Below are 20,269 nucleotides of genomic sequence, written 5' to 3'. Positions count from 1 at the left end.
GAACAGACTGGCGCACAGTCGTCTTCCGGTGCGGCGCCTGTGCGTATTCGCGGTGGTGGCTGCCGTCTCGTTGACGGTCGTCGGCATCCAATTCGCGCAGCTGCCACAGCGTGCGGGGATCGGCCGCTACACCGTCGTCGTGCGACTGCCCGATGGTGGCGGGCTCTACACCAGTGCTGGAGTCACCTATCGGGGTGTCACCATCGGAACGGTGACCGCATTGCGCTCCATCGACGACGGCGCCGAGGCGACTCTGGCGCTGGACTCCTCGACCCGTGTGCCAGTCGATCTCGACGCCGCCGTGCGCGGAATGTCGGCTGTCGGTGAGCAATACGTGGATCTGGTGCCGCGCGGTGCCGGTGGTCCTTTTCTCTCCGACGGCGCGGTCATCCCTCGGGAGCGCGCGTCGACGTCCGAGGAGGTCGGTCCGATCCTCGACCGGATCGAGGCGAGTCTCACGGCCGTCGGCACCGACGATCTCCGCACGGTGATCGACGAAAGTGCCACCGCCGTGGCCGGTCTCGCGCCGCAGTTGCGGGCGCTGGTCACCGCGCTCGGGCAGCTCGCGGATGCCGCCGACGAGGTGCGCGATCGGGCCGCCACGCTGATCGACGAGGCGGGTCCGCTGCTGGACACCCAGACCACCACCGGTGACTCGATTCGCGAGTGGACCTCGTCGGTGGCGGCACTCACCGACCGGTTACGCGCCGCCGATCCGCACTTGCGTGGCGTACTGGCGCAGGCCGCGCCCGCCGCCGAAGAGGTGACCGCGTTGTTCACGCGGCTGCGTCCGACTTTGCCGCTGTTGCTCTCGAACCTGGTCACGGTGGAACAGGTTGCGGCCGTCTACAACCCGGCCCTGGAACAGATTCTGGTGCTGTACCCGCCGCTGATCGCCGCCTCGCAATCGGCGGGCCTGCCGAATACCGACGACCCTGGGCAGAACACCTTCTTCGCCAACCAGCTCAGCGATCCGCCGCCGTGCATCGAAGGCTTCCTGCCACCGGAACAACGCAGATCACCGGCCGATACCGACACTGTGGAGACGCCGAATGACCTCTATTGCAAAGTGTCACCGGATGATCCGCGCTCCCTGCGCGGCGCACGCAACCTCCCGTGCCTCGAATTCCCCGGTCGCCGCGCACCGACCGTACAGCTGTGCCGCAACCCTTCCGGCGCCGACGAGCCGTCGCCGCCCCCCGAAACCCCTCCGGCCTCGACGCACCCGGCAGCGAGCGACCCGGCCGACACGCACCCGGCAGCCGGTATCGCCACCTACGACACCATCGGCGGGACCTACGTCGGCAGAGATGGAAATCGCTACGCCGTAGGAGAATTGGCGGGTGCCGACGCTACCGAGACACCGACATTGGCGAACCTGCTCGCGCCTGCGCCGTGATCCACGTTCCGGCGGCTCGTCAGGTGTGCGGCCGACAGGGACGAGACCGTGCATGCCGCCGTCTCGTTCCGGTTGTGCCGGAATATCGTTAGCTGCCCGCGGCCCGTGTCCGGCGAGCGGGTTCCCGGATCAGACCGGGTCGAACTTGCTGACCAGCCAGGTGCCGTCGACCTTGCGCAGTTCCACACGCAAGCTGCTCGACAACGTCTTCGGCTGGGGGAGGTCGTCGGCTGTGGTGGATTGGTTGGCGAAGACGAGGGCGACGGCGTGGTCGTCGGTGGCGGAGACCACGGAGGTGGCGCTCACGGTGGCGGTGGTGCTCATGTGGCGTTGCCGTGCCGCGGGTAGCACCACCTCGGTGCCCAATCGGTCGAAGTAGGTGGCGAATTCACCGGTGAGGTGGGTGCGCGCCTCGGCAAGATCGTCGGCCACCGTGTCGGGCCGGTAGGACAGGATCGCGGCTGTGGCGTCGCGCGCGGCGGACGCGGCGTCGGCATAGGCGTGCGCTGTCTGGGTGTCGGTGTGACGGAACACCGCCAGCGTCGCCGTCGTGGCGATCAACGCGAGGACCACGACACCTACCGCGAGCAGGCGCCACCGGTTTCCAGGCTGCGTGAGGTCGGTGGCGGGCCGCGCGTCCGGCACCGCGTCATCACCCGCGCTCATGGCACGAAGTCCACGTTCGAGGCGAGGATGCGGCCCTCGACGCGTTGCATGGTCAGGCGTAGGCGCCAGATGCGCGGCTGTTGTTGGGCGCCCGCGTCATTGGTGACCTTTGAGCTGGCGGCGACGAGCACCTTCGCCTCGTCGGCGCCGAGCGATTCGATCCCCGCCTCGGTGATCGTGCCGACCGTCGAGACGTGCGCCTGTCGGACCACGGAGGTGAATGTCGAGGTTCTGGTCTTGAAGTCCTCGGCGAATGGGCCGGTCGCGCCGTCCATGATGCGGGCGGCATCGTCGTCGACGTGCTCGGTGGAGATCGTGGTCAGGTCGAGCACGGTCTTGCGTGCGGCGTCGAGGAAGGCGGCGCGGTCGGCGCGGCCGTGTTCGGCCTCGCGATGCCCGAACCACAGCGTGCTTGCCGTCGCCAGCAGGGCCAGGACAAGCACTCCGGCGGCCGCGGTGCGCAGCGTGCGTGTGGATCGGGTGCGGGGTCCTGTGTGGTCGGGTGCCGTGGGTGCGGACGGGGCGTCCTCGCGGTCGTCGGCCATACCTGTCCTCAATTCCATACTTTTAAGTACCGTATTTACGTACTATAAAGTATGGACATGCGTTGCGACCCCCGATCGCACCGATGGTCGCGCAGAGGAGGCCGCTGTTGTCAGCCGCGAAATTCGCCGCCGAAGAACACTTCCAACGAATCCCGTACCGCCCCGCCACCGACGGCAAGGTGGAGATGCACTCGGGTCTGAGTCGTCACTACCCGACGCTGCACGCCAATCTGGTGCTGCCGTCGAACCACTCGAAGCGGGTCGCGCTGCTCATGGCGCATCCCGCCTCCAACTTCCTCTCGCACTTCCTGCTGCGCGCGTTCGCCGAACAGGGCATCGCGATCATGGGGATGAACACCCGATACACCGGAAACGAGGCCGCGTTGCTGATGGAGCGGGCGGCACAAGACCTCGGGGCGGGCGTGCGCTGGCTGCGTGCGCACCACGACTTCGAGCGCGTGGTACTCCTCGGCTTCAGTGGCGGAGGACCCTTGGCGTCATTTTACCAGGCGCAGGCCGAAAACCATTCGGTGACAACGACTCCCACCGGCGACCCGGTCGAACTCGACGGGCTCACGCCCGCAGACGGACTCCTGCTCGTCGGCGCGCATCCCGGCCGTGCCAGGGTGCTCGAGCACTGGATCGACCCTTCCGTCCTCGAAGAGAACGACCCCTACGGCACCGATTCCCTGCTCGATCTCTACGACAAGGACCGCCGGGTCCCCTTGGACCCGGCGTGGGTCACCGAATACCGGCGCGCACAACGCCGCAGGACCGAACGTATCGACCGTTTCGCGCGCGAACAACTCGCCCGCGGCGACGGCGACGACCGGGCGTTCGTGGTGCACCGCACCGTCGCCGACCCGCGCTTCATCGACATCACCCTAGATCCGAGCGACCGGGAACCCGGCAGCATGTACGGCGATCCGGCCAGGGCCAACACGGCCGCCGGTGGCCTGGCTCGATTCGTCACCGCACGAAACTGGTTGAGCACGTGGAGCACGCGTACCACGCATGCCGACGCGCTCACGGATCTCCCGAACGTCGCAGCGCCGACCCTGGTGGGGTGTCTGCGCGGCGACCAAGCTGCCTTCGTCAGCGAATCGCGCGAGATGCACGCCGCCAGTGGCGATCCCGACGCCACCCTCATCGAATTCGCTCATCTCAACCACTACCTGGTCGACCAACCCGAGGGTCTGACCGACCTCGTGCGCCGCCTGCTGGGCTGGCTCGATGAGCGTGGGCTCACCGGATGACCGCCGGACGGGCCGCACGGACCCAACACGCACAAGGAGAGGCAGTGTCGGTGAATACAGCGAAATCGGAGGAGACGACGGGACCGCCGCGGTGTCCCACCGCCTTTCACTACTGGGAGGCACGGCGAACCCCCGCGGCGGCCCGCGCGCGGCGATGGGTGCGGCGAATCACCGGCGGGGAACTGCTGCCGACCGACGAACAGGCACGCGTGCTGTGCGAAGACTTGTTCGCCGGTGATCCCGTGGCCGAACGATTCGTCGCCGAGGTCATGCACGGCCCGACCGGTGCCGCCGAGGGACGTCGACTGCTCGAGATCGCGGTGACCGACGGAATCGAGGCCGTCCAGGACGCGCCGGAAGCGATGCGCGCACTGTTCGCCGAATTCGAGTCGGTGCCCGACTGGGTGCGCCCGGAGCTCGTGGAACAAGGCGCGGCGATCTGGCGGCGCTGGGGCACCATGCTTTTCAGCTTCGCCGGTGCCGAAACCCTGGAGATGTACACCGAGGCCGCGGTGGCGACGCCGCTGTCGCTGGCGGGGGGCTACGCGGGCGCGAGCGCGCTGCGTCGGTTCCTGGAGACCACCAGATTCTGGATCGACGTGTCCCAACCCGGAGCGTTGCTCACACCGGGATCGGCGGGGCGCGCGACCGCGCTCAAGGTGCGCGTCATGCACGTGTCGGTGCGTGCGCGCGTGAGCGAACATCCGGAATGGGACACCGAGCGGTGGGGCCTGCCGATCAGCCAGACCTACCAATTGCTCACCCTGCTCGGCGGCAGCGTCACGCCAGGACTGGGCTTGTGGGCCTTGGGTTATCAGACCACCCCCTCAGAAATCCGTGCGCTCCTGCACTTTCAGAAGTACATGGGACATCTGCTCGGCGTTCGTCCCCGCTGGTACCCGGAGACGGTGGTGGACGCGCTCCGCGTGCTCGCCATGACCATCCTCGCCCGCTCCTACGACGCGGGCGACCACGGCAAGGAACTGATCGAGTCCTACCCCGCCGCGTTCGCCCCTCGCGACGGCCACCGCGGACTCACTCGAATACGCGAGATCTACAACTACCGCATCAACTCCGTGTACTCCGCGATGTACATGGCGCCGGGCACCAGGCGGCACTACACGATGCCGCCCGCCTTTCCGTGGATCTTGCTCCCGCTCGCCCGATTCCCGTTGATCACCGCCACGGAGGTCGCGCGTCGACTGTTCCCGCCGTTCGCACGCGTACACGAGAAGGTGATGCTCCGGCATCGGGAGAACTGGTATCGCGCCCAAATGCGTGGCAGGGAAGCGGAATTCGACGCCAGTGGCGCGCTGCGTCGCTGAACGCCGCTGTTGGTGAACACCGCCACGGCAACGACCACGATCGAATCGGAGCAACCATGAAGACCCTCGACGTCGCCGAGGTCTGGAACGGCCCCGGCCGCCAGGACGGCGAACTGACCGTTGTGCGACCGCACCACAACGGATTACACGCCGCCAGCAGCAAACTGGCCTTCGAGCACTGGTATTTCGACGCCCACCTCGACAGCGGTCACATCGTCGTCGGGTTCCTGACCAAACGGCGACCGGAGGACCTGCCCTCGGCCAAGCCGTGGGTGGAATTGACCGTCTACGCGCCCGACGGCACCCGTCGTCAGGTGTCGCGCCGCTACGCCGAATCCGACACCGAATTCTCGACGCGAACGTGTGCGGTACGGATCGGCGACAACACCGCGCGCGCCGAGTTCCCCGACAACGGTCTTCCCGTCCATCACCTGCGCCTGGCCGAGGACGGTATCGGCTTCGACCTGCGGTTCGAGAACGAGACGCCCAGTTGGATGCCGGGGCAGGGGGAGACCCGCTTCGGCGCGAAGAATTCCTTCGGCTGGGTCGTCGGGGCGCCGCGCGCGAAGGTCACCGGGCGACTCGAACTCGACGGCGAGGTCATCACGGTCACCGGGCGCGGCTACGCCGACCACAACTGGGGTGTGGGCGATATGCGCAAGATCATCGATCGCTGGCACTGGGGCAGGCTCTACGTCGAGGACTATTCGTTGTTGTACGCGGTGGTGCTCACCCAGCGCGGGTGCGGGTCGGCGCGGATCGCGCCGGTGATGCTGGCCCGTGGCGAGGAGATCCTGTTGTCCACCGGCACAACGGTTCTCACCGAAGGACCCGCGGTCTACAACGCGACGGCGGGCCGTTGCTATCCGAGTCACATCGACCTGTGCGTTCCCGATCAGCTGGACCTGCGCCTGACCGTCGAATCGGTGATCGACGCCCGCGACCTGCTCGACGACATTCCCCTCGTCCGCACTCGGCTGATCAAACCGCTGATGCACCGATTCGTCGGCCACCCCGGTTACTTCCGATTCCGTTCGGACTTCGAGCTGACGGTGCACACCGACGCGGGCAGTGACCGTCGCACCGGGAGCACCCTGCACGAACTGGTGGCACTGAAATGACCTATACCGCACCGGATCTGGAGTATCTCACTGGATTCGGCAACGAACACCACACCGAGGCGGTGGCGGGAGCGCTTCCGCCGGACCAGAATTCGCCGCAACGCGCGCCGAACGGCCTGTATGCCGAACAGATGTCGGCGACCGCGTTCACCGAGCCGCGCGCCGCCAACCGGCGCAGCTGGGTGTACCGCATTCGTCCTTCCGCGCAGCATCCCGCATTGGTGCCGCTGCGGCACAACACCTTTCGCAGTGCGCCGCTGGACGGTGCGCCCGACCCGAATCGACTGCGGTGGGATCCCCTTCCCGACAACTGGCCCGAAGGGGACTTCCTCGACAGCGTCTACACGGTCGCCGCCAACGGGTCCGTACTGCAACGCCAAGGCGTCGCGATCCACCTCTACCGCGCGACGCGCTCGATGCACACCAGATACTTCGCCGACGCCGACGGCGAGCTTCTGCTGGTGCCGCAGCGCGGACAAATCCTGCTGCACACCGAATTCGGCAAGCTGCTCGTCGGTCCCGGCGAATTCGCGGTGATCGGTCGTGCGGTGCGATTTCGGGTGGAACTGCTGGACAAAGTGGCGGCGGGTTACCTGTGCGAGAACTACGGCACCCCGTTCGAGCTGCCCGAGCTCGGTCCGATCGGTGCCAACGGCCTGGCCGCCGCACGGCATTTCCGATACCCCGTCGCCGCCTACGAGGATCTCCAGCGGCCGGTCGAGGTCGTGCAGAAATTCGGTGGTGGGCTCTGGTGGGCGGAGTACGACCACTCGCCCCTGGACGTGGTGGCCTGGCACGGCTCGCACGCGGCATACAAGTTCGACGTCGCGCACTTCAACGCCATGGGCACCGTGCGCTTCGACCATCCCGACCCATCGATCTTCACCGTGCTCACCTCCGCTTCGGACACCCCCGGCCAGGCGAACGTCGACTTCTGTGTGTTCCCGCCGCGCTGGAATGTCGCCGAACACACCTTCCGTCCGCCGCATTTCCACCGCAATGTGATGACCGAGCTGATGGGGCTCGTGCGCGGCGTGCACGATTCGAAGGCCGAAGGGTTCCTGCCCGGCGGGGTGAGCCTGCACAACATGTGGGCCGCGCACGGTCCGGACAACGACACCTTCGAGGCCGCGAGCGCCGCCGAGCTCGCGCCGCGGCGCATCAACGATTCGCTGGCGCTGATGTTCGAAACCCGCTGGCCGCTGGTGGTTTCGGACTTCGCGTACGCGGCCGCACACCGTCAACCGAATTACGACGCGTCCTGGGCGGGGTTGCGTCGCCGATTCGCCGAGCCTGATCCCCACCGGAGAGACCATGAGTGAGCCCACCCCCGACCTTCGTTATCAGCTGCCCGATCCCACCTTGCGAATCGGGGGAAAATATCGCCGCGCCCACGAAGGTGCCACCTATGAATCGATCAACCCCGCTACCGAGCAACGGGTTTCGGTCATCGCCGCCGCGGGACCCGCAGACGTCGACGAGGCGGTGAGCGCCGCGCGCCGCCAGGTGGACGGCGGTGCGTGGTCGCGCGTGAGCGGAGCCGAACGCGGACGCATCCTCACCCGCGCCGCCGACCTCATCGAAGCCGATGCGCAGACGCTCGCCGCGCTGGAAGCCGTCGAGATGGGCAAGCTGTTCCACGACTCGGTCGAGGGCGACATCCCCGCGGCCGCCGCGGCCTTCCGGCACTTCGCCGGATGGGCCGACAAGGTCACCGGAACCACCGCGCTGCTCCCGGATTTCGGACCGCAACGTCGGTTCGGCTACACCATCCGCCAACCGCTCGGCGTGCTCGGCGCGATCCTGCCGTGGAACAACCCGGTGCTCATCGCCGCGTGGAAACTCGCGCCCGCCCTGGCCGCCGGATGCTCGGCGGTCGTGAAACCCGCCGAAGACGCGGCACTGTCGACGTTGCGCCTGGCCGAATTGCTCGCCGAGGCCGGACTGCCCGACGGTGTGCTCAATGTCGTACCCGGTCTGGGGCCGGTCGCGGGGGCGGCACTGGCCGCACACCCCGGTATCGACAAGATCTCCTTCACCGGTAGTTACCGGGTCGGGCGCGGGATCCAGAGTCTGGCGGGGGACAGCTTTCGCAAGGTCACCCTCGAATTGGGTGGTAAGGCACCGCAATTGGTGTTCGACGACGCCGATCTCGAGCTGGCGATGCCGTGGATCGCGATGGGAAACTTCTACCACCAGGGACAGGTCTGCGCCGCGGGAACCCGCGTGCTCGCCCACGAGTCGGTGGTGGATCAGGTCACCGAAGGACTCATCGAGGCCGCGCGACAGGCCACGATCGGCGACCCCTTCCTGCCGATGAGCACGATGGGTGCCATCGTGAACGCGCGCCAGACCGAACAGATCCTGCGCTACATCGAGATCGGCCGCGGCGAGGGCGCCACGTTACTGGCCGGAGGCCGCCGGCTCGACCGTCCCGGCTACTTCATCGAGCCCACCGTCTTCCGCACCACCAACGACCACACCATCGCGAAGGAAGAGATCTTCGGCCCGGTCGCGAGTGTGATCAGCTTCAAGACCACCGACGAGGCCGTCCAGCTGGCCAACGCCACGAAATATGGTCTCAACGCGATGGTTTACACCAGCGACCTGTCGCGGGCGGTGTCGGTGACCGAGCGCCTGCGGGTCGGCACCGTGTGGGTGAATGGTTGGGGCGTCCCCGATCCGAGCCTGCCGTGGGGTGGACGCGCCGCCAGCGGGATCGGGCGCGAGCTCGGCCGCAGTGGCATCGAGGGCGACACCGAGGAGAAGACGGTCCATATCGGACTGTGACGACTCGCCCGAGTCACGTGGTCCGAATTGCGCTCGCCTCGCCTCGCGCCTTCCCGGCCGAAGCCGTGCAGGGGCGAACGGCTCGACGGTGCTACACCGGGCCGTGGTCGGACCCGCCTGATTTTCGCTCGGGTGTCCTGGGCACTTCCGGCACCGAGTCTTCCCGTGCCCGGGTCCGCTGCTGTCGACACCCGGATTCGGCGGCGGGCTCGGGCCGCGCGGGACGGGTGTGCCGGAATTGTCGACAGCGTGCCGGGTGGTGCTGGACCGGTGTGAGATCGGCCCGCCCGAATATTGTTCGGCACTCGATTTGCGTAGGCTTTCCGATGTGCAGAGATGGCGGAGCCTCGAAGACGTGCCGGCCGACTGGGGTCGCTGCGTGGTCACGATCGGTGTATTCGACGGTGTGCACCGCGGCCATGCGCAGCTGATCAGCAGGGCGGTGAAAGCGGCGGCGGCACGCGGCGTTCCCTCCGTGCTGATGACCTTCGACCCGCACCCCATGGAAGTGGTGCGACCCGGCGCGCACCCCGCACAGCTCACCACCCTGACTCGACGGGCCGAACTGGCCGAAGAACTCGGCGTCGACGTGTTCTGCGTGATGCCGTTCACCCAGGAGTTCATGAAGCTCACCCCCGGCCGCTACGTGCACGACCTGCTGGTCGAACGGCTCCACGTGCGCGAGGTGGTGGTGGGCGACAACTTCACCTTCGGCAAGAAGGCCGCGGGTTCCATCGACACCATGCGCGAGCTCGGCCGCCGCTTCGGCTTCGAGGTCGACGGCGTGAAGCTGCTCAGCGAGCACGCGGTCACGTTCTCCTCCACCTACATTCGCGCCTGTGTCGACGCGGGCGATATGGCCGCGGCCGCCGAAGCGCTGGGTCGGCCGCATCGGGTGGAGGGCGTGGTCGTGCACGGCGACGGGCGCGGGCGCGAACTCGGATTTCCGACCGCCAACGTCGCACCGCCCATGTTCGCCGCGATCCCCGCCGACGGCGTGTACGCGGGATGGTTCACCGTGCTCGGCCCCGGCCCGACCATCGGCACCGTGACACCCGGCGACCGTGCGATGGCCGCGATCTCGGTCGGCACCAACCCCACCTTCTCCGGCCGGGCCCGCACCGTCGAAGCGTATGTGCTCGACGGCGAGGCCGACCTCTACGGTCAGCACGTCGCGGTCGATTTCGTCGAAAACCTGCGCGGCCAACTGGCTTTCGACTCGGTGGACGCGTTGATCGAGACGATGGATCGTGACGTGGCGAAGGTACGCGAGGTGCTCACCGCCGAGTCGTGACCGTGTCGGTCATCGCTCGATGAACTCGCGCAGATCCGCGTTCAGTTGCGTGGCGTGGGTGATGTAGAGCCCGTGACCCGCGGTCGGGTACTCCTTGAAGGTGTTCTCGGGCGCCAGGCGCGCGGTATGCCTGCTGGTCGTCTCGAGCGGAATGGACTGGTCGGCGGTGCCGTGCACGATGAGCGCCGGTACGGGCAGTGCGGCGACGTCGGCGCGGTGATCGGTGTGGAAGAGCTCCTGCTGTACCGCGAGTGCGGCGTGCGGGGCGGTCACCAGGCAGCGGCGGATCTCGTGGTCGATGATCGCCTGCGATACGGCATTACCGAGGTGGGTGGCGAAGTAGCCCTGCGCGCGGTCGGCGAACCATTTCGGGCGATCGATGCGGAGTTGAGCCAGGGTGGCCGCGCAGAATTCGGCGGGGATGCCTTCGGGGTTGTCATCGGTGCGCCGCAGCATCGGCAGTGCCGCCGCCAAGAGCGCGACCCCGGCGACCCGGTCGCTACCGTGCCTGGCCAGATATCGGACGATCTCGCCGCCGCCGCCCGAATGGCCGACCAGGGTGGCCTCGGTCAGGTCGAGTTTCTCGAGCAAGGCCGCGAGGTCGTCGGCGCGGGTGTCCACGTCGTATCCGGTGGTGGGGCGGTCGGACCTGCCGTGCCCGCGTCGGTCCAGCAGCACGCAGCGGTATCCGTGATCCAGAAAGTACGGAACCTGGTATTCCCACATGTCCGAATGCAGCGACCAGCCCGCGACGAAAACGACCGGTGCGCCCGTTCCGTAATCCTCGTAGGCCAGTGCGGTGCCATCGGTGGTTTCGAAGTGCGGCATCTCGTTCTCCCTCGTATTCGTTGCTACGGGAGGAAGATTCGCACGTTCGGGTAGGCGAGTAAATTACCCGCGAGGTAAGCGAATACGGTGCGCCGTGCGCCACGGCTGCCGCCTGATTCGCGTCCGATTCGCCTGGTCCGGTATGGTGGCTCCTCGGGTTTGCTGCGGTCCGCGGTGGCACCCGATCCGGGTATCCGGACATTCGAGCGCGGGACTGAGAAATAGGAGTGGATGCCCCATGGCGTTGACCACCGAGCAGAAGTCGACGATTCTCGCCGAGTACGGCCTGCACGAGAAGGACACCGGTTCCCCGGAGGCCCAGATCGCGCTGCTGACCAAGCGTATCTCGGACCTGACCGAGCACCTCAAGGTCCACAAGCATGATCACCACACCCGCCACGGCCTGCTCGCGCTGATCGGTCGCCGTCGTCGGCTGTCGAAGTACCTGGCGGCCAAGGACATCCACCGTTACCGCTCGCTGATCGAGCGCCTCGGCCTGCGTCGCTGATTCTCGGGCGACCACCCGCGACGAAACAAAACGCACATCTGTTCGGCTCGCACGACGCGATCGCCGCAGGTGTGCGTTTCGTTTGTCCGTGGGCACCGACTCGCCGCGTGGATCGGGCTCGCGTATTCGACACGAGGCACGACGCCGGTGAGCCGGTGGGCGAGGCGGTCGGTGGGTGCCCGTACAATCGGCGCCGTCGGCTATTGAAGCGCACGATGCGCACGGGGCGGAATTCGCCCGGCGTTACCGCCGACAACTAGCACGGCCGTATGTACCCGTCGCGTGGCGTCGGTCTTCGGTAGTGGCCTTTCGGTTCGACCGGCGGGCTTCGATCGATGACCGCCTCCGCGTCGCCGAATCCAAGGGGGTTCGGCCGGGTGCGCGTGTCGCAGCCACGAGGGCTGCCGCGCGTCTTCATCCGGTCTTGCCGACGACAAGTCGGATCGCGCCAACGGGCGCTGGATCCGACGAAGACGAGAGGTTGAAAACAGAGAATGACAGAAACCACAGAACGCAAGTCCTCGGCCGTCGAGGTCGAGCCCGGTGTGTTCGAATCCGTCGCGCTGATCGACAACGGCAGCTACGGCACCCGTACCGTCCGCTTCGAGACCGGGCGGCTGGCCCGCCAGGCCGCCGGCGCTGTCGTCGCGTACCTCGACGACGAGACCATGCTGCTGTCGGCGACATCCGCCGGTAAGCACCCCAAGGACCAGTTCGACTTCTTCCCGCTCACGGTCGACGTCGAGGAGCGCATGTACGCGGCGGGCCGGATCCCCGGTTCGTTCTTCCGTCGTGAGGGCCGCCCCTCCACCGACGCGATCCTGACCTGCCGCCTGATCGACCGTCCGCTGCGCCCGTCGTTCGTCGACGGCCTGCGCAACGAGATCCAGGTCGTGGTCACCGTGCTGAGCCTGGATCCCAAGGATCTCTACGACGTGGTGGCCATCAACGCCGCCTCCGCCTCCACCCAGATCGCCGGTCTGCCGTTCTCCGGCCCGGTCGGCGGCGTGCGCGTGGTGTTGGTCGACGGTCAGTGGATCGCGTTCCCGACCGTCGAGCAGATCGAGGACGCCGTGTTCGACATGGTCGTCGCGGGTCGCGTCGTCGAGTCCGGCGATGTGGCCATCATGATGGTCGAGGCCGAGGCCACCGAGAAGGTCGTCGCGCTGGTCGAGGGTGGCGCGCAGGCGCCGACCGAGGCCGTCGTCGCCGAGGGCCTGGAAGCCGCGAAGCCGTTCATCGCGCGCCTGTGTAAGGCGCAGCAGGATCTCGCCGAGCTGTCGGCCAAGCCGACCGGCGAATTCCCGCTGTTCCCGCCGTACGAGGCCGATGTGTACGAGGCCGTCGAGGGCACCGCGAGCTCGGAGCTGGGCGAGGCACTGTCGATCGCCGACAAGCAGGAGCGCGAGTCGAAGATCGACGAGGTCAAGGCCGCCGTGCTCGAGCGCCTCGGTGAGACCTTCACCGGCCGCGAGAAGGAGCTGGGCGCCGCGTTCCGCTCCGTCACCAAAAAGCTTGTGCGCCAACGTATCCTGACCGACAGCTTCCGTATCGACGGCCGCGGTCTCGCCGATATTCGCGCACTGTCGGCCGAGGTGGCCGTGGTGCCGAGGGCGCACGGTTCGGCACTGTTCGAGCGTGGCGAGACCCAGATCATGGGCGTCACCACCCTCGACATGGTAAAGATGGCCCAGCAGGTCGACTCGCTCGGTCCCGAGACCAGCAAGCGCTACATGCACCACTACAACTTCCCGCCGTACTCGACCGGTGAGACCGGCCGCGTCGGTTCGCCGAAGCGCCGCGAGATCGGCCACGGCGCGTTGGCCGAGCGGGCCCTGCTGCCCGTGCTGCCGAGCCAGGAAGAGTTCCCGTACGCCATCCGTCAGGTCTCGGAGGCGCTGAGCTCCAACGGTTCCACCTCGATGGGTTCGGTCTGCGCGTCCACCCTGTCGCTGCTCAACGCCGGTGTGCCGCTGAAGGCGCCGGTCGCGGGTATCGCGATGGGCTTGGTCTCGGACACCGTGAAGAACGACAAGGGCGAGGACGAGGTCCGCTACGTCGCGCTCACCGACATCCTCGGCGCCGAGGATGCCTTCGGCGACATGGACTTCAAGGTTGCCGGCACCCACCAGTTCGTCACCGCGCTGCAGTTGGACACCAAGCTCGACGGTATCCCCTCGCAGGTGCTCGCCGGCGCGCTGAGCCAGGCGCACGACGCGCGCACCACGATCCTCGACGTGATGGCCGAGGCCATCACCAGCCCGGACGAGATGAGCCCGTACGCGCCGCGCGTCACCGCGATCAAGATCCCGGTGGACAAGATCGGTGAGGTCATCGGGCCCAAGGGCAAGATGATCAACCAGATCACCGAGGACACCGGCGCCAACATCTCCATCGAGGATGACGGCACCGTGTACGTCGGTGCGACCAACGGCCCTGCGGCGCAGGCGGCGATCGACCTGATCAACGCTATTGCCAACCCGCAGCTGCCGAAGGTCGGCGAGCGCTTCCTCGGCACGGTCGTCAAGACCACCGCCTTCGGCGCGTTCGTCTCGCTGCTGCCCGGCCGCGACGGCCTGGTGCACATCTCCAAGCTGGGTAACGGCAAGCGCGTCGCGAAGGTCGAGGACGTGGTGAACGTCGGCGACAAGCTGCGCGTGGAGATCGCCGACATCGACAACCGCGGCAAGATCTCGCTGGTGCCGGTGGAAGAGGCCGCGGACGCGACCGATCCCGCCGAGGACCCGATCGCCGAGGCGGCCGCCACCGAGGCCGCCGTGGATGCGGCAGCCACGGTGAGCGAGTAGTACTTGTCTCTGTGACGACAAAGAAGACGCGAACCCCTCTGCTCCGCGAGCAGAGGGGTTCGTCACTCGAACTGCGTGCCGAACCCGCCGATCAACGCGGCGCGGGTGAACTGCGCGACAGCGCCGACCTCGGGGTGCGGCGCACGGTCCTGCCCGGCGGCCTGCGCGTGGTCACCGAATACGTGCCGGGAGTCAGATCGGCGTCGGTCGGCGTGTGGGTCGGGGTCGGTTCCCGCGACGAGGGGCGCTCGGTGGCCGGTGCCGCGCACTTTCTCGAGCATCTGCTGTTCAAGGCGACGCCGACACGTTCGGCGCTCGATATCGCGCAGGAGATGGACGCGGTCGGTGGGGAGCTCAATGCCTTCACCGCCAAGGAGCAGACCTGCTACTACGCCCACGTCATCGACGAGGATCTGCCGCTCGCGGTCGATCTGGTCTCCGACGTGGTGCTCAACGGGTTGTGTCGAGGCGTGGACGTGGACGTCGAACGTCAGGTGGTGCTCGAGGAGATCGCCATGCGCGACGACGACCCGGAGGATCTGGTCGGCGACGCGTTCCTCACCGCCCTGTTCGGTGACCATCCGATCGGGCGGCCGGTGATCGGCTCCGTCGAATCCATCGAGCAGATGACCGCTCAGCAGTTGCGTGGTTTCCATCAGCGTCGTTATCGACCGGACCGGATGGTCGTCGCGGTCGCGGGCAATGTGGATCACGAGCACGCGGTGGAACTGGTGCATCGCGCGTTCGAGCGGCGGCTCGATCACGCTGCGGATCCGATGCCCAGGCGTGAGGGCCGGTTTCGGTCGCAGAACACGCCCGCGCTGCATCGCACCTACCGCGACAGCGAACAAGCGCACCTCACCTTCGGCGTACGCGCCTTCGGGCGCCACGACCGGAATCGGCGGTGGCCGTTGTCGGTGCTCAACACCGTGGTCGGTGGTGGGCTGAGTTCGCGTCTGTTCCAACGGATTCGGGAAGAGCGCGGACTGGCGTACTCGGTGTACTCCGGGGTCGACACCTTCGCCGATACCGGTGCGTTCTCGGTGTATCTCGGCTGCCAGCCGGAGAACCTCGGCGAGGTCGCGACCCTGGCACGTTCGGTGCTGGAGGAGGTGGCGGCCGACGGCGTCACCGAGGCCGAATGCGCACGGGCGAAGGGGTCGCTGCGCGGGGGATTGGTGCTGGGACTGGAGGATTCGGCGTCGCGGATGAACCGCATCGGTCGCAGTGAACTCAGCTACGGCAACCACCGCAGCGTGTCGGAAACCTTGGCCCGCATCGACGCGGTGACCACCGACGAGGTCTGTGCGGTCGCGCGCACGCTGCTGGCCCGACCCGCTGCCGTCGCGGTCGCTGGCCCGTATCGCCGCGCCCGCGACCTGCCCGCCTCGGTGCGTCGATTGACGGGTGCCTGACCAGCGGGTTGGTCGGAATATCCGCCGCGCGATACGGTATCGGCCGAATCGTCACCGGGCAGGAGAATGCTCGTACGACGAGTGCGCCTGCTCGGGTAGCCGATCCGGTGCACCGCCAATCTCTGCGAGGAGTCGAGATGACCCGAACTAACCGGTCCGTGCGCGCGTTGGTCGCTGCGGCATTACCCGCGCTGTTGCTATGTGGTTGTGGCGGTGCCGATTCCGGCGACAGTTCGGGACCCAGCGCCGAAGCCTTGAAAACCGACGCCACCGCGTACGCGAACGCACTCGCCGACCACGATTACCCCGCCGCGTACCAAACCCGTTCCGCGCGTTGCCGACTCACCCTCAACCAGGACGACTTCGCCGCCTCCATGGGCCAGAAGTACGACGGCCGCGACCTGCATACCAAGCCAGCGGAGATCACCGTGACGACCTCGGGGGAGACCGGTCAGGTGACGACCAAGAACTTCGACGCCAAAGCGTCCGAGGACAATCCGAAGCCGGTGAAGTGGAGCTTCATCGACGGCAAGTGGCAGTTCGACAACTGCTGACGGGGCCGACTGCCCACCGCTGGTGATCGCACGGGACGACGTTCTGTCGAGGGGGCTCGTCATGCGCGCCCGGCTGGTAAAAGATTGTGTCGAGGACTCCGTCGAACGTGTGAATTCGATCCGGCGCGGTCGTGAGTGAACTCGATCGGTGGCAGCGGTAGCCGGTGGTCGATCCGTGCTTCGTCGTCTGGATGAGTTCGTGTCACGCCGATTCGCTCGGTGATCCCGCGCATGATCTCGGCCTTGTGCCTGGCACTACCCGCAGACTCCGGCCTCGTTACGGGACCGGTCGGCGGCTCGTTCTATTCCTGCGCGCGGTTGGCGGCCTCGACGATCGTGTCGAGCAGGCCGGGTAGCGCGGATTCCACGTCGGCGCCGCGCAGGCGCTGCCAGATCTGGCCGTCGACGTAGACGCGTTCGATGACACCCGCCTCGCGCAGGATCTTGAAGTGGTGCGTGGCGGTGGATTTGTTGATCACGTCGTAGAGCAGGTTGCAGCGCACGGGGATACCGGCGCCCGCATTGCTCAACCGTCGCACCATCTCTAGGCGTACCGGGTCTTGCAGCGCGCCGAGCACGGTGGGCAGTGCCGCCACCGGCGGTGCCTCGGGTGTCGCCGGTGCCGTTTCCTTCGTGTCTGCCATGAGCTACCTCACAGTGGGTTTGATGATCGTCATACCGACTGTAGCGTTGTACGCGGTTCGATCAACATCAAACTTACCCGATCGGAGTCTGTCGATGGCAGCGACCATGTCGGCCACCACACCAGGCGATGCTCGGCACGCGGTGCAGACCTGGGCCTACCCTCTTGTTCTCGTCGCGGGTGGGGTCGCGCTCGGAGTGTCCGGGGTTCCGGCCCCGCTGTATGGCGTGTACGAGGCCGAGTGGCATCTGTCGCCGCTCACCACCACCATCGTGTTCGCCGTCTACGCGGTCGCCGCGCTCGCGGCCGTGCTGGTATCGGGGAAGATCTCCGACGTAGTGGGTCGAAAACCGGTGCTGCTCGGCGCCTTTGTCATCATGGTTCTCGGTCTCGTGGTTTTCCTGCTCGCCGACAATGTCGCGATGCTGCTGATCGCCCGCGCCCTGCACGGCCTCGCGGTCGGCTCCACGGTGGTGGCGGGCGCCGCGGCGCTGCTGGATCTGAAGCCCAATCACGGTGCGCGGTCGGGGCAGCTCACCGGGGTGATGTTCAACGTGGGGATGGCGATCGCGATCCTCGGGTCCGCGTTGCTCGCGCAGTACGCCCCGTACCCGTTGCGCACCCCGTATGTGGTGATCACCGTCGTCTGCCTCATCGTCGCCGTCGGCGTGCTCGCCTTGCGCGAACCACACTCCGGGCGGGTCGCCGGACGTATTCGGATCTCGAAACCGTCGGTGCCGCACGAGATTCGCGACGACTTCTGGTTCGCCGCCATCGGCGTGATGGCCGCATGGTCGGTGCTCGGGGTACTGCTGTCGCTGTACCCGTCGCTGGCCAGTCAGCAAACCGGCATCCACAACCTCATCTTCGGCGGCGCGGTCGTCGCCTCTACCGCGACCGCGGGTGCGCTGGCGCAACTGTTCGCCACCGGCATTCCGGCACGCTGGGCGGCGATCGTCGGGGATACCGGCATGGCGATCGCACTCGTGCTTACTGTGCCCGCGTTGACCACCCACAACTGGGTGGTCGTGCTCGCCTCGGGGGTGCTGCTCGGCGGGACGTTCGGCCTCGGTTTCGGCGGATCGCTGCGACACCTGTCGAACGTGGTGCCCCAGCACAAGCGCGGCGAAACCATGTCCGCGTTCTACCTGCTCGCCTACACCGCCATGGCGTTGCCCACCATTATCGCGGGCTGGGCCGCGACGCAGTGGGGCCTGAGCGCCGTCTTCCCCTGGTTCGTCGGCGTGGTCGCCGTCGCCTGCCTGATCGCGGCCGCGCTCGGCCTGCGACACCATCGCGCCGCCCAGCGGCGCACCGAACAGGTCGCCGAATCCGTCTGACCCCGGCGGCTCCCGCATCGACAATCCAGTCGACCAGCGGGAGCACCGGATTGGCGTTTCTCGCCAAAGTTCGACTAGAATTTTCCTCGTGTTACGGAGCATCCTCCGAACATGAATGCGGATGTGGCGCAGTGGTAGCGCATCACCTTGCCAAGGTGAGGGTCGCGGGTTCGAATCCCGTCATCCGCTCTTGTCGAATCCGGTCAGCGGTCGGGTCGAGTAACCGTCGAATCGGGGGACGGCCAGGTCGAACGAGGTTCGACAGTGCTGCTAGGGGGAATGCGCACCATGTCCGAGGTATCGGGTAATGACCGCAGCGTGCGACCCATCGCGGCGGCCGATCGAAATCGGCGTCGGCGCAGAATGATTCACTCGGCGGTCATCGCAGTGGTGTCAGCCGTTGTCGCGCTGTCCGTCGTCGGGTGCGGTGAGTCCCAGGCGAAGTCCATGCACGTCGGTGACTGTGGTTATTTCGAGAAAGCCGGTCGCGGCTCGGAACTGCAGCGGCGCGACTGCACCGATCCCGAGGCCGTACTCATCGTGGTACGGGCCTCCGCCGCAGCGGAATGTCCCGATTACGCCTACACCTGGTCGCCCCCGAGTCAGATGAAAAGTAAGCCGCAGAATGTGTGTACCCATGTGAACGCACACGTCGGTGACTGCGTAAACGACCCTGGCAACAAGTACGCGCACCTGGACCGATTGCGAAAAGTGCCCTGCTCGACGCCGGGGGCTTATCAGGTGAACACCCGGATCGAGAAGCATGACTTCGGCGTCTGCGCCGCCGTATCCACCAGGTACCGCGACACCGCATCGATCACCCACGAGCAGCCGCCTGTGTCGTTCTGCCTGCATCGGGTTTGATGCCCGAGCGGCGACTCCGCGACGCTCGGTGGTACGGGGCATACCAACTGTTCCGTTGTCCTGCAACGGCTTTCGTTCCTGGTCAACCGCGTGGTAGCGCCTGTGCGACCCGGGTGATCCGCGTCGCGGCATCGCGCACCCGCTCGATCATCGCGGCGAGTGCGTCGCCTTCGAATCCCTCGGCTCGTCCGCCGACGCTGATCGAGGCGGCAACCGATCCGTCCCGTCCGAGTATCGGTGCGCCCACCGCGGCAACCCCCGGTAGGTAGTCGGAGTTGCTCAGCGCGTATCCGGCTTCGACGATGTGGTCCAGGTGATCGACAAGGGTGTCCGCATCGGTGATGGTCAGATCGGTGATCGCGGGTAGTCCTGCCTTGATCCACCTGTCGCGCAGTGCTTTCGAGTGGGCGAGCATGACGATCGGTCCCGCCGCGGCGTGATAGGGCAGCACGGAACCGACAGTGATCCCGGCGACGACAAGAGCGTTGCGCCCTTCGAGTAGATCGATGCAGACCGCGCCCTGGTCCGCGGGCACCATCAGGTACGCCGTATTGCCGAAGGTGGTGGCCAGTTCGGACATGAACGGCTTTGCCGCACCACGAATATCGAGTTCCGCGAGTGCGGCGGAGCCGACCTCGAACACCGGCATCGCGATCCGGTACGCGCCGGCGCCGGTGCGATCCACCCAGCCCGCGTGGATCAGTGTGGCCATCAGCCGATGCACCGTTGTCTTGTTCATTCCGCTTGCCGCGGTGAGGTCGTTCAAGGTCCATGTGGGTCGGTCCGCGCCGAAGTTCTCGAGCAGCGCACACGCCTTGAGGACGGCACCCACGATATCTCGACTCCCCGACGCTTCTTGCTCGATGGGCGCAGCCACTGTTGCTCACTCGCTTTCGGTTGGTTGTGGGATCGAG

The 20,269-nt window shown here is 67.0% G+C and carries 18 protein-coding genes and 1 tRNA gene; 14 read left to right on the top strand and 5 right to left on the bottom strand.

What is annotated here, in order from left to right; all coding sequences use genetic code 11:
* Nucleotides 1-28: 28 nt before the first annotated feature.
* On the top strand, nucleotides 29-1,399 hold the full coding sequence (locus ABEA50_RS16370) for an MCE family protein (protein ID WP_345496244.1): 1,371 nt from the start codon (nucleotides 29-31) through the stop codon (nucleotides 1,397-1,399).
* A 129-nt stretch (nucleotides 1,400-1,528) separates the two neighbouring features.
* Here ABEA50_RS16370 and ABEA50_RS16365 read toward each other — a convergent pair whose 3' ends face one another.
* Nucleotides 1,529-2,065, bottom strand: a complete 537-nt coding sequence (locus ABEA50_RS16365) for a hypothetical protein (protein ID WP_345496243.1) — start codon at nucleotides 2,063-2,065, stop codon at nucleotides 1,529-1,531.
* Complete coding sequence (locus ABEA50_RS16360; protein WP_345496242.1) at nucleotides 2,062-2,628, bottom strand: hypothetical protein; 567 nt, start codon at nucleotides 2,626-2,628, stop codon at nucleotides 2,062-2,064. The genes ABEA50_RS16365 and ABEA50_RS16360 overlap by 4 nt, the downstream gene beginning before the upstream one ends.
* A gap of 89 nt (nucleotides 2,629-2,717) precedes the next feature.
* On the opposite strand from ABEA50_RS16360, the gene ABEA50_RS16355 reads away from it, so the two are divergent.
* The 6 genes from ABEA50_RS16355 (at nucleotide 2,718) to ABEA50_RS16330 (ending at nucleotide 10,396) form a co-directional block, all read left to right on the top strand.
* Nucleotides 2,718-3,866 (top strand): alpha/beta hydrolase, encoded by a 1,149-nt coding sequence (locus ABEA50_RS16355; protein ID WP_345496241.1) that lies wholly within the window; start codon nucleotides 2,718-2,720, stop codon nucleotides 3,864-3,866.
* Between the two features lie 50 nt (nucleotides 3,867-3,916).
* The gene (locus tag ABEA50_RS16350; RefSeq protein ID WP_345496240.1) at nucleotides 3,917-5,191 is read left to right on the top strand and encodes an oxygenase MpaB family protein; all 1,275 of its coding nucleotides are present in this window, start codon (nucleotides 3,917-3,919) and stop codon (nucleotides 5,189-5,191) included.
* A gap of 56 nt (nucleotides 5,192-5,247) precedes the next feature.
* The gene (locus tag ABEA50_RS16345; protein WP_345496239.1) at nucleotides 5,248-6,312 is read left to right on the top strand and encodes a lipocalin-like domain-containing protein; all 1,065 of its coding nucleotides are present in this window, start codon (nucleotides 5,248-5,250) and stop codon (nucleotides 6,310-6,312) included.
* Nucleotides 6,309-7,634, top strand: a complete 1,326-nt coding sequence (gene hmgA / locus ABEA50_RS16340) for a homogentisate 1,2-dioxygenase (protein ID WP_345496238.1) — start codon at nucleotides 6,309-6,311, stop codon at nucleotides 7,632-7,634. Before ABEA50_RS16345 ends, hmgA begins: the two co-directional genes overlap by 4 nt.
* A complete protein-coding gene (locus ABEA50_RS16335; protein WP_345496237.1) occupies nucleotides 7,627-9,102 on the top strand; it encodes an aldehyde dehydrogenase family protein in 1,476 nt (491 codons plus the stop codon). Before hmgA ends, ABEA50_RS16335 begins: the two co-directional genes overlap by 8 nt.
* A 328-nt stretch (nucleotides 9,103-9,430) precedes the next feature.
* Entirely contained in the window at nucleotides 9,431-10,396 is a 966-nt protein-coding gene (locus tag ABEA50_RS16330; protein ID WP_345496236.1) for a bifunctional riboflavin kinase/FAD synthetase, read from the top strand.
* 9 nt (nucleotides 10,397-10,405) lie between these two features.
* Here the strand turns inward: ABEA50_RS16330 and ABEA50_RS16325 are convergent, their stop codons facing one another.
* Nucleotides 10,406-11,224 (bottom strand): alpha/beta fold hydrolase, encoded by an 819-nt coding sequence (locus ABEA50_RS16325; RefSeq protein ID WP_345496234.1) that lies wholly within the window; start codon nucleotides 11,222-11,224, stop codon nucleotides 10,406-10,408.
* A gap of 238 nt (nucleotides 11,225-11,462) precedes the next feature.
* On the opposite strand from ABEA50_RS16325, the gene rpsO reads away from it, so the two are divergent.
* The 4 genes from rpsO to ABEA50_RS16305 all read left to right on the top strand — a co-directional run bounded on the left by rpsO (nucleotide 11,463) and on the right by ABEA50_RS16305 (nucleotide 16,508).
* Nucleotides 11,463-11,732, top strand: coding sequence for a 30S ribosomal protein S15 (gene rpsO, locus ABEA50_RS16320; protein WP_345496233.1), 270 nt, complete (start codon nucleotides 11,463-11,465; stop codon nucleotides 11,730-11,732).
* Between the two features lie 494 nt (nucleotides 11,733-12,226).
* Nucleotides 12,227-14,539, top strand: a complete 2,313-nt coding sequence (locus ABEA50_RS16315; RefSeq protein ID WP_345496232.1) for a polyribonucleotide nucleotidyltransferase — start codon at nucleotides 12,227-12,229, stop codon at nucleotides 14,537-14,539.
* 71 nt (nucleotides 14,540-14,610) lie between these two features.
* Nucleotides 14,611-15,954: a M16 family metallopeptidase gene (locus tag ABEA50_RS16310; RefSeq protein WP_425577653.1), complete on the top strand. Its 1,344-nt coding sequence runs from the start codon at nucleotides 14,611-14,613 to the stop codon at nucleotides 15,952-15,954.
* 137 nt (nucleotides 15,955-16,091) lie between these two features.
* The gene (locus ABEA50_RS16305; protein ID WP_345496231.1) at nucleotides 16,092-16,508 is read left to right on the top strand and encodes a hypothetical protein; all 417 of its coding nucleotides are present in this window, start codon (nucleotides 16,092-16,094) and stop codon (nucleotides 16,506-16,508) included.
* Between the two features lie 302 nt (nucleotides 16,509-16,810).
* Here the strand turns inward: ABEA50_RS16305 and ABEA50_RS16300 are convergent, their stop codons facing one another.
* Nucleotides 16,811-17,152 (bottom strand): ArsR/SmtB family transcription factor, encoded by a 342-nt coding sequence (locus tag ABEA50_RS16300; protein WP_345496230.1) that lies wholly within the window; start codon nucleotides 17,150-17,152, stop codon nucleotides 16,811-16,813.
* Nucleotides 17,153-17,246: 94 nt separating this feature from the next.
* Here ABEA50_RS16300 and ABEA50_RS16295 point away from each other — a divergent pair, with 94 nt between their 5' ends.
* From ABEA50_RS16295 to ABEA50_RS16285, 3 genes are all read left to right on the top strand, one after another.
* Complete coding sequence (locus ABEA50_RS16295) at nucleotides 17,247-18,491, top strand: MFS transporter (protein WP_345496229.1); 1,245 nt, start codon at nucleotides 17,247-17,249, stop codon at nucleotides 18,489-18,491.
* Between the two features lie 117 nt (nucleotides 18,492-18,608).
* Nucleotides 18,609-18,680 (top strand) — tRNA-Gly (locus ABEA50_RS16290).
* Between the two features lie 99 nt (nucleotides 18,681-18,779).
* Nucleotides 18,780-19,355, top strand: coding sequence for an LppU/SCO3897 family protein (locus ABEA50_RS16285; RefSeq protein WP_345496228.1), 576 nt, complete (start codon nucleotides 18,780-18,782; stop codon nucleotides 19,353-19,355).
* A gap of 82 nt (nucleotides 19,356-19,437) precedes the next feature.
* Here ABEA50_RS16285 and ABEA50_RS16280 read toward each other — a convergent pair whose 3' ends face one another.
* Nucleotides 19,438-20,232, bottom strand: a complete 795-nt coding sequence (locus tag ABEA50_RS16280; protein WP_345496227.1) for an IclR family transcriptional regulator — start codon at nucleotides 20,230-20,232, stop codon at nucleotides 19,438-19,440.
* Between the last annotated feature and the right edge of the window lie 37 nt (nucleotides 20,233-20,269).

The sequence above is a fragment of the Nocardia callitridis genome (assembly GCF_039543305.1).
Lineage (GTDB): Bacteria > Actinomycetota > Actinomycetes > Mycobacteriales > Mycobacteriaceae > Nocardia > Nocardia callitridis.
Note: the sequence above shows the minus strand (reverse complement) of the source record. Positions and strands in the feature narration are given on the sequence as shown.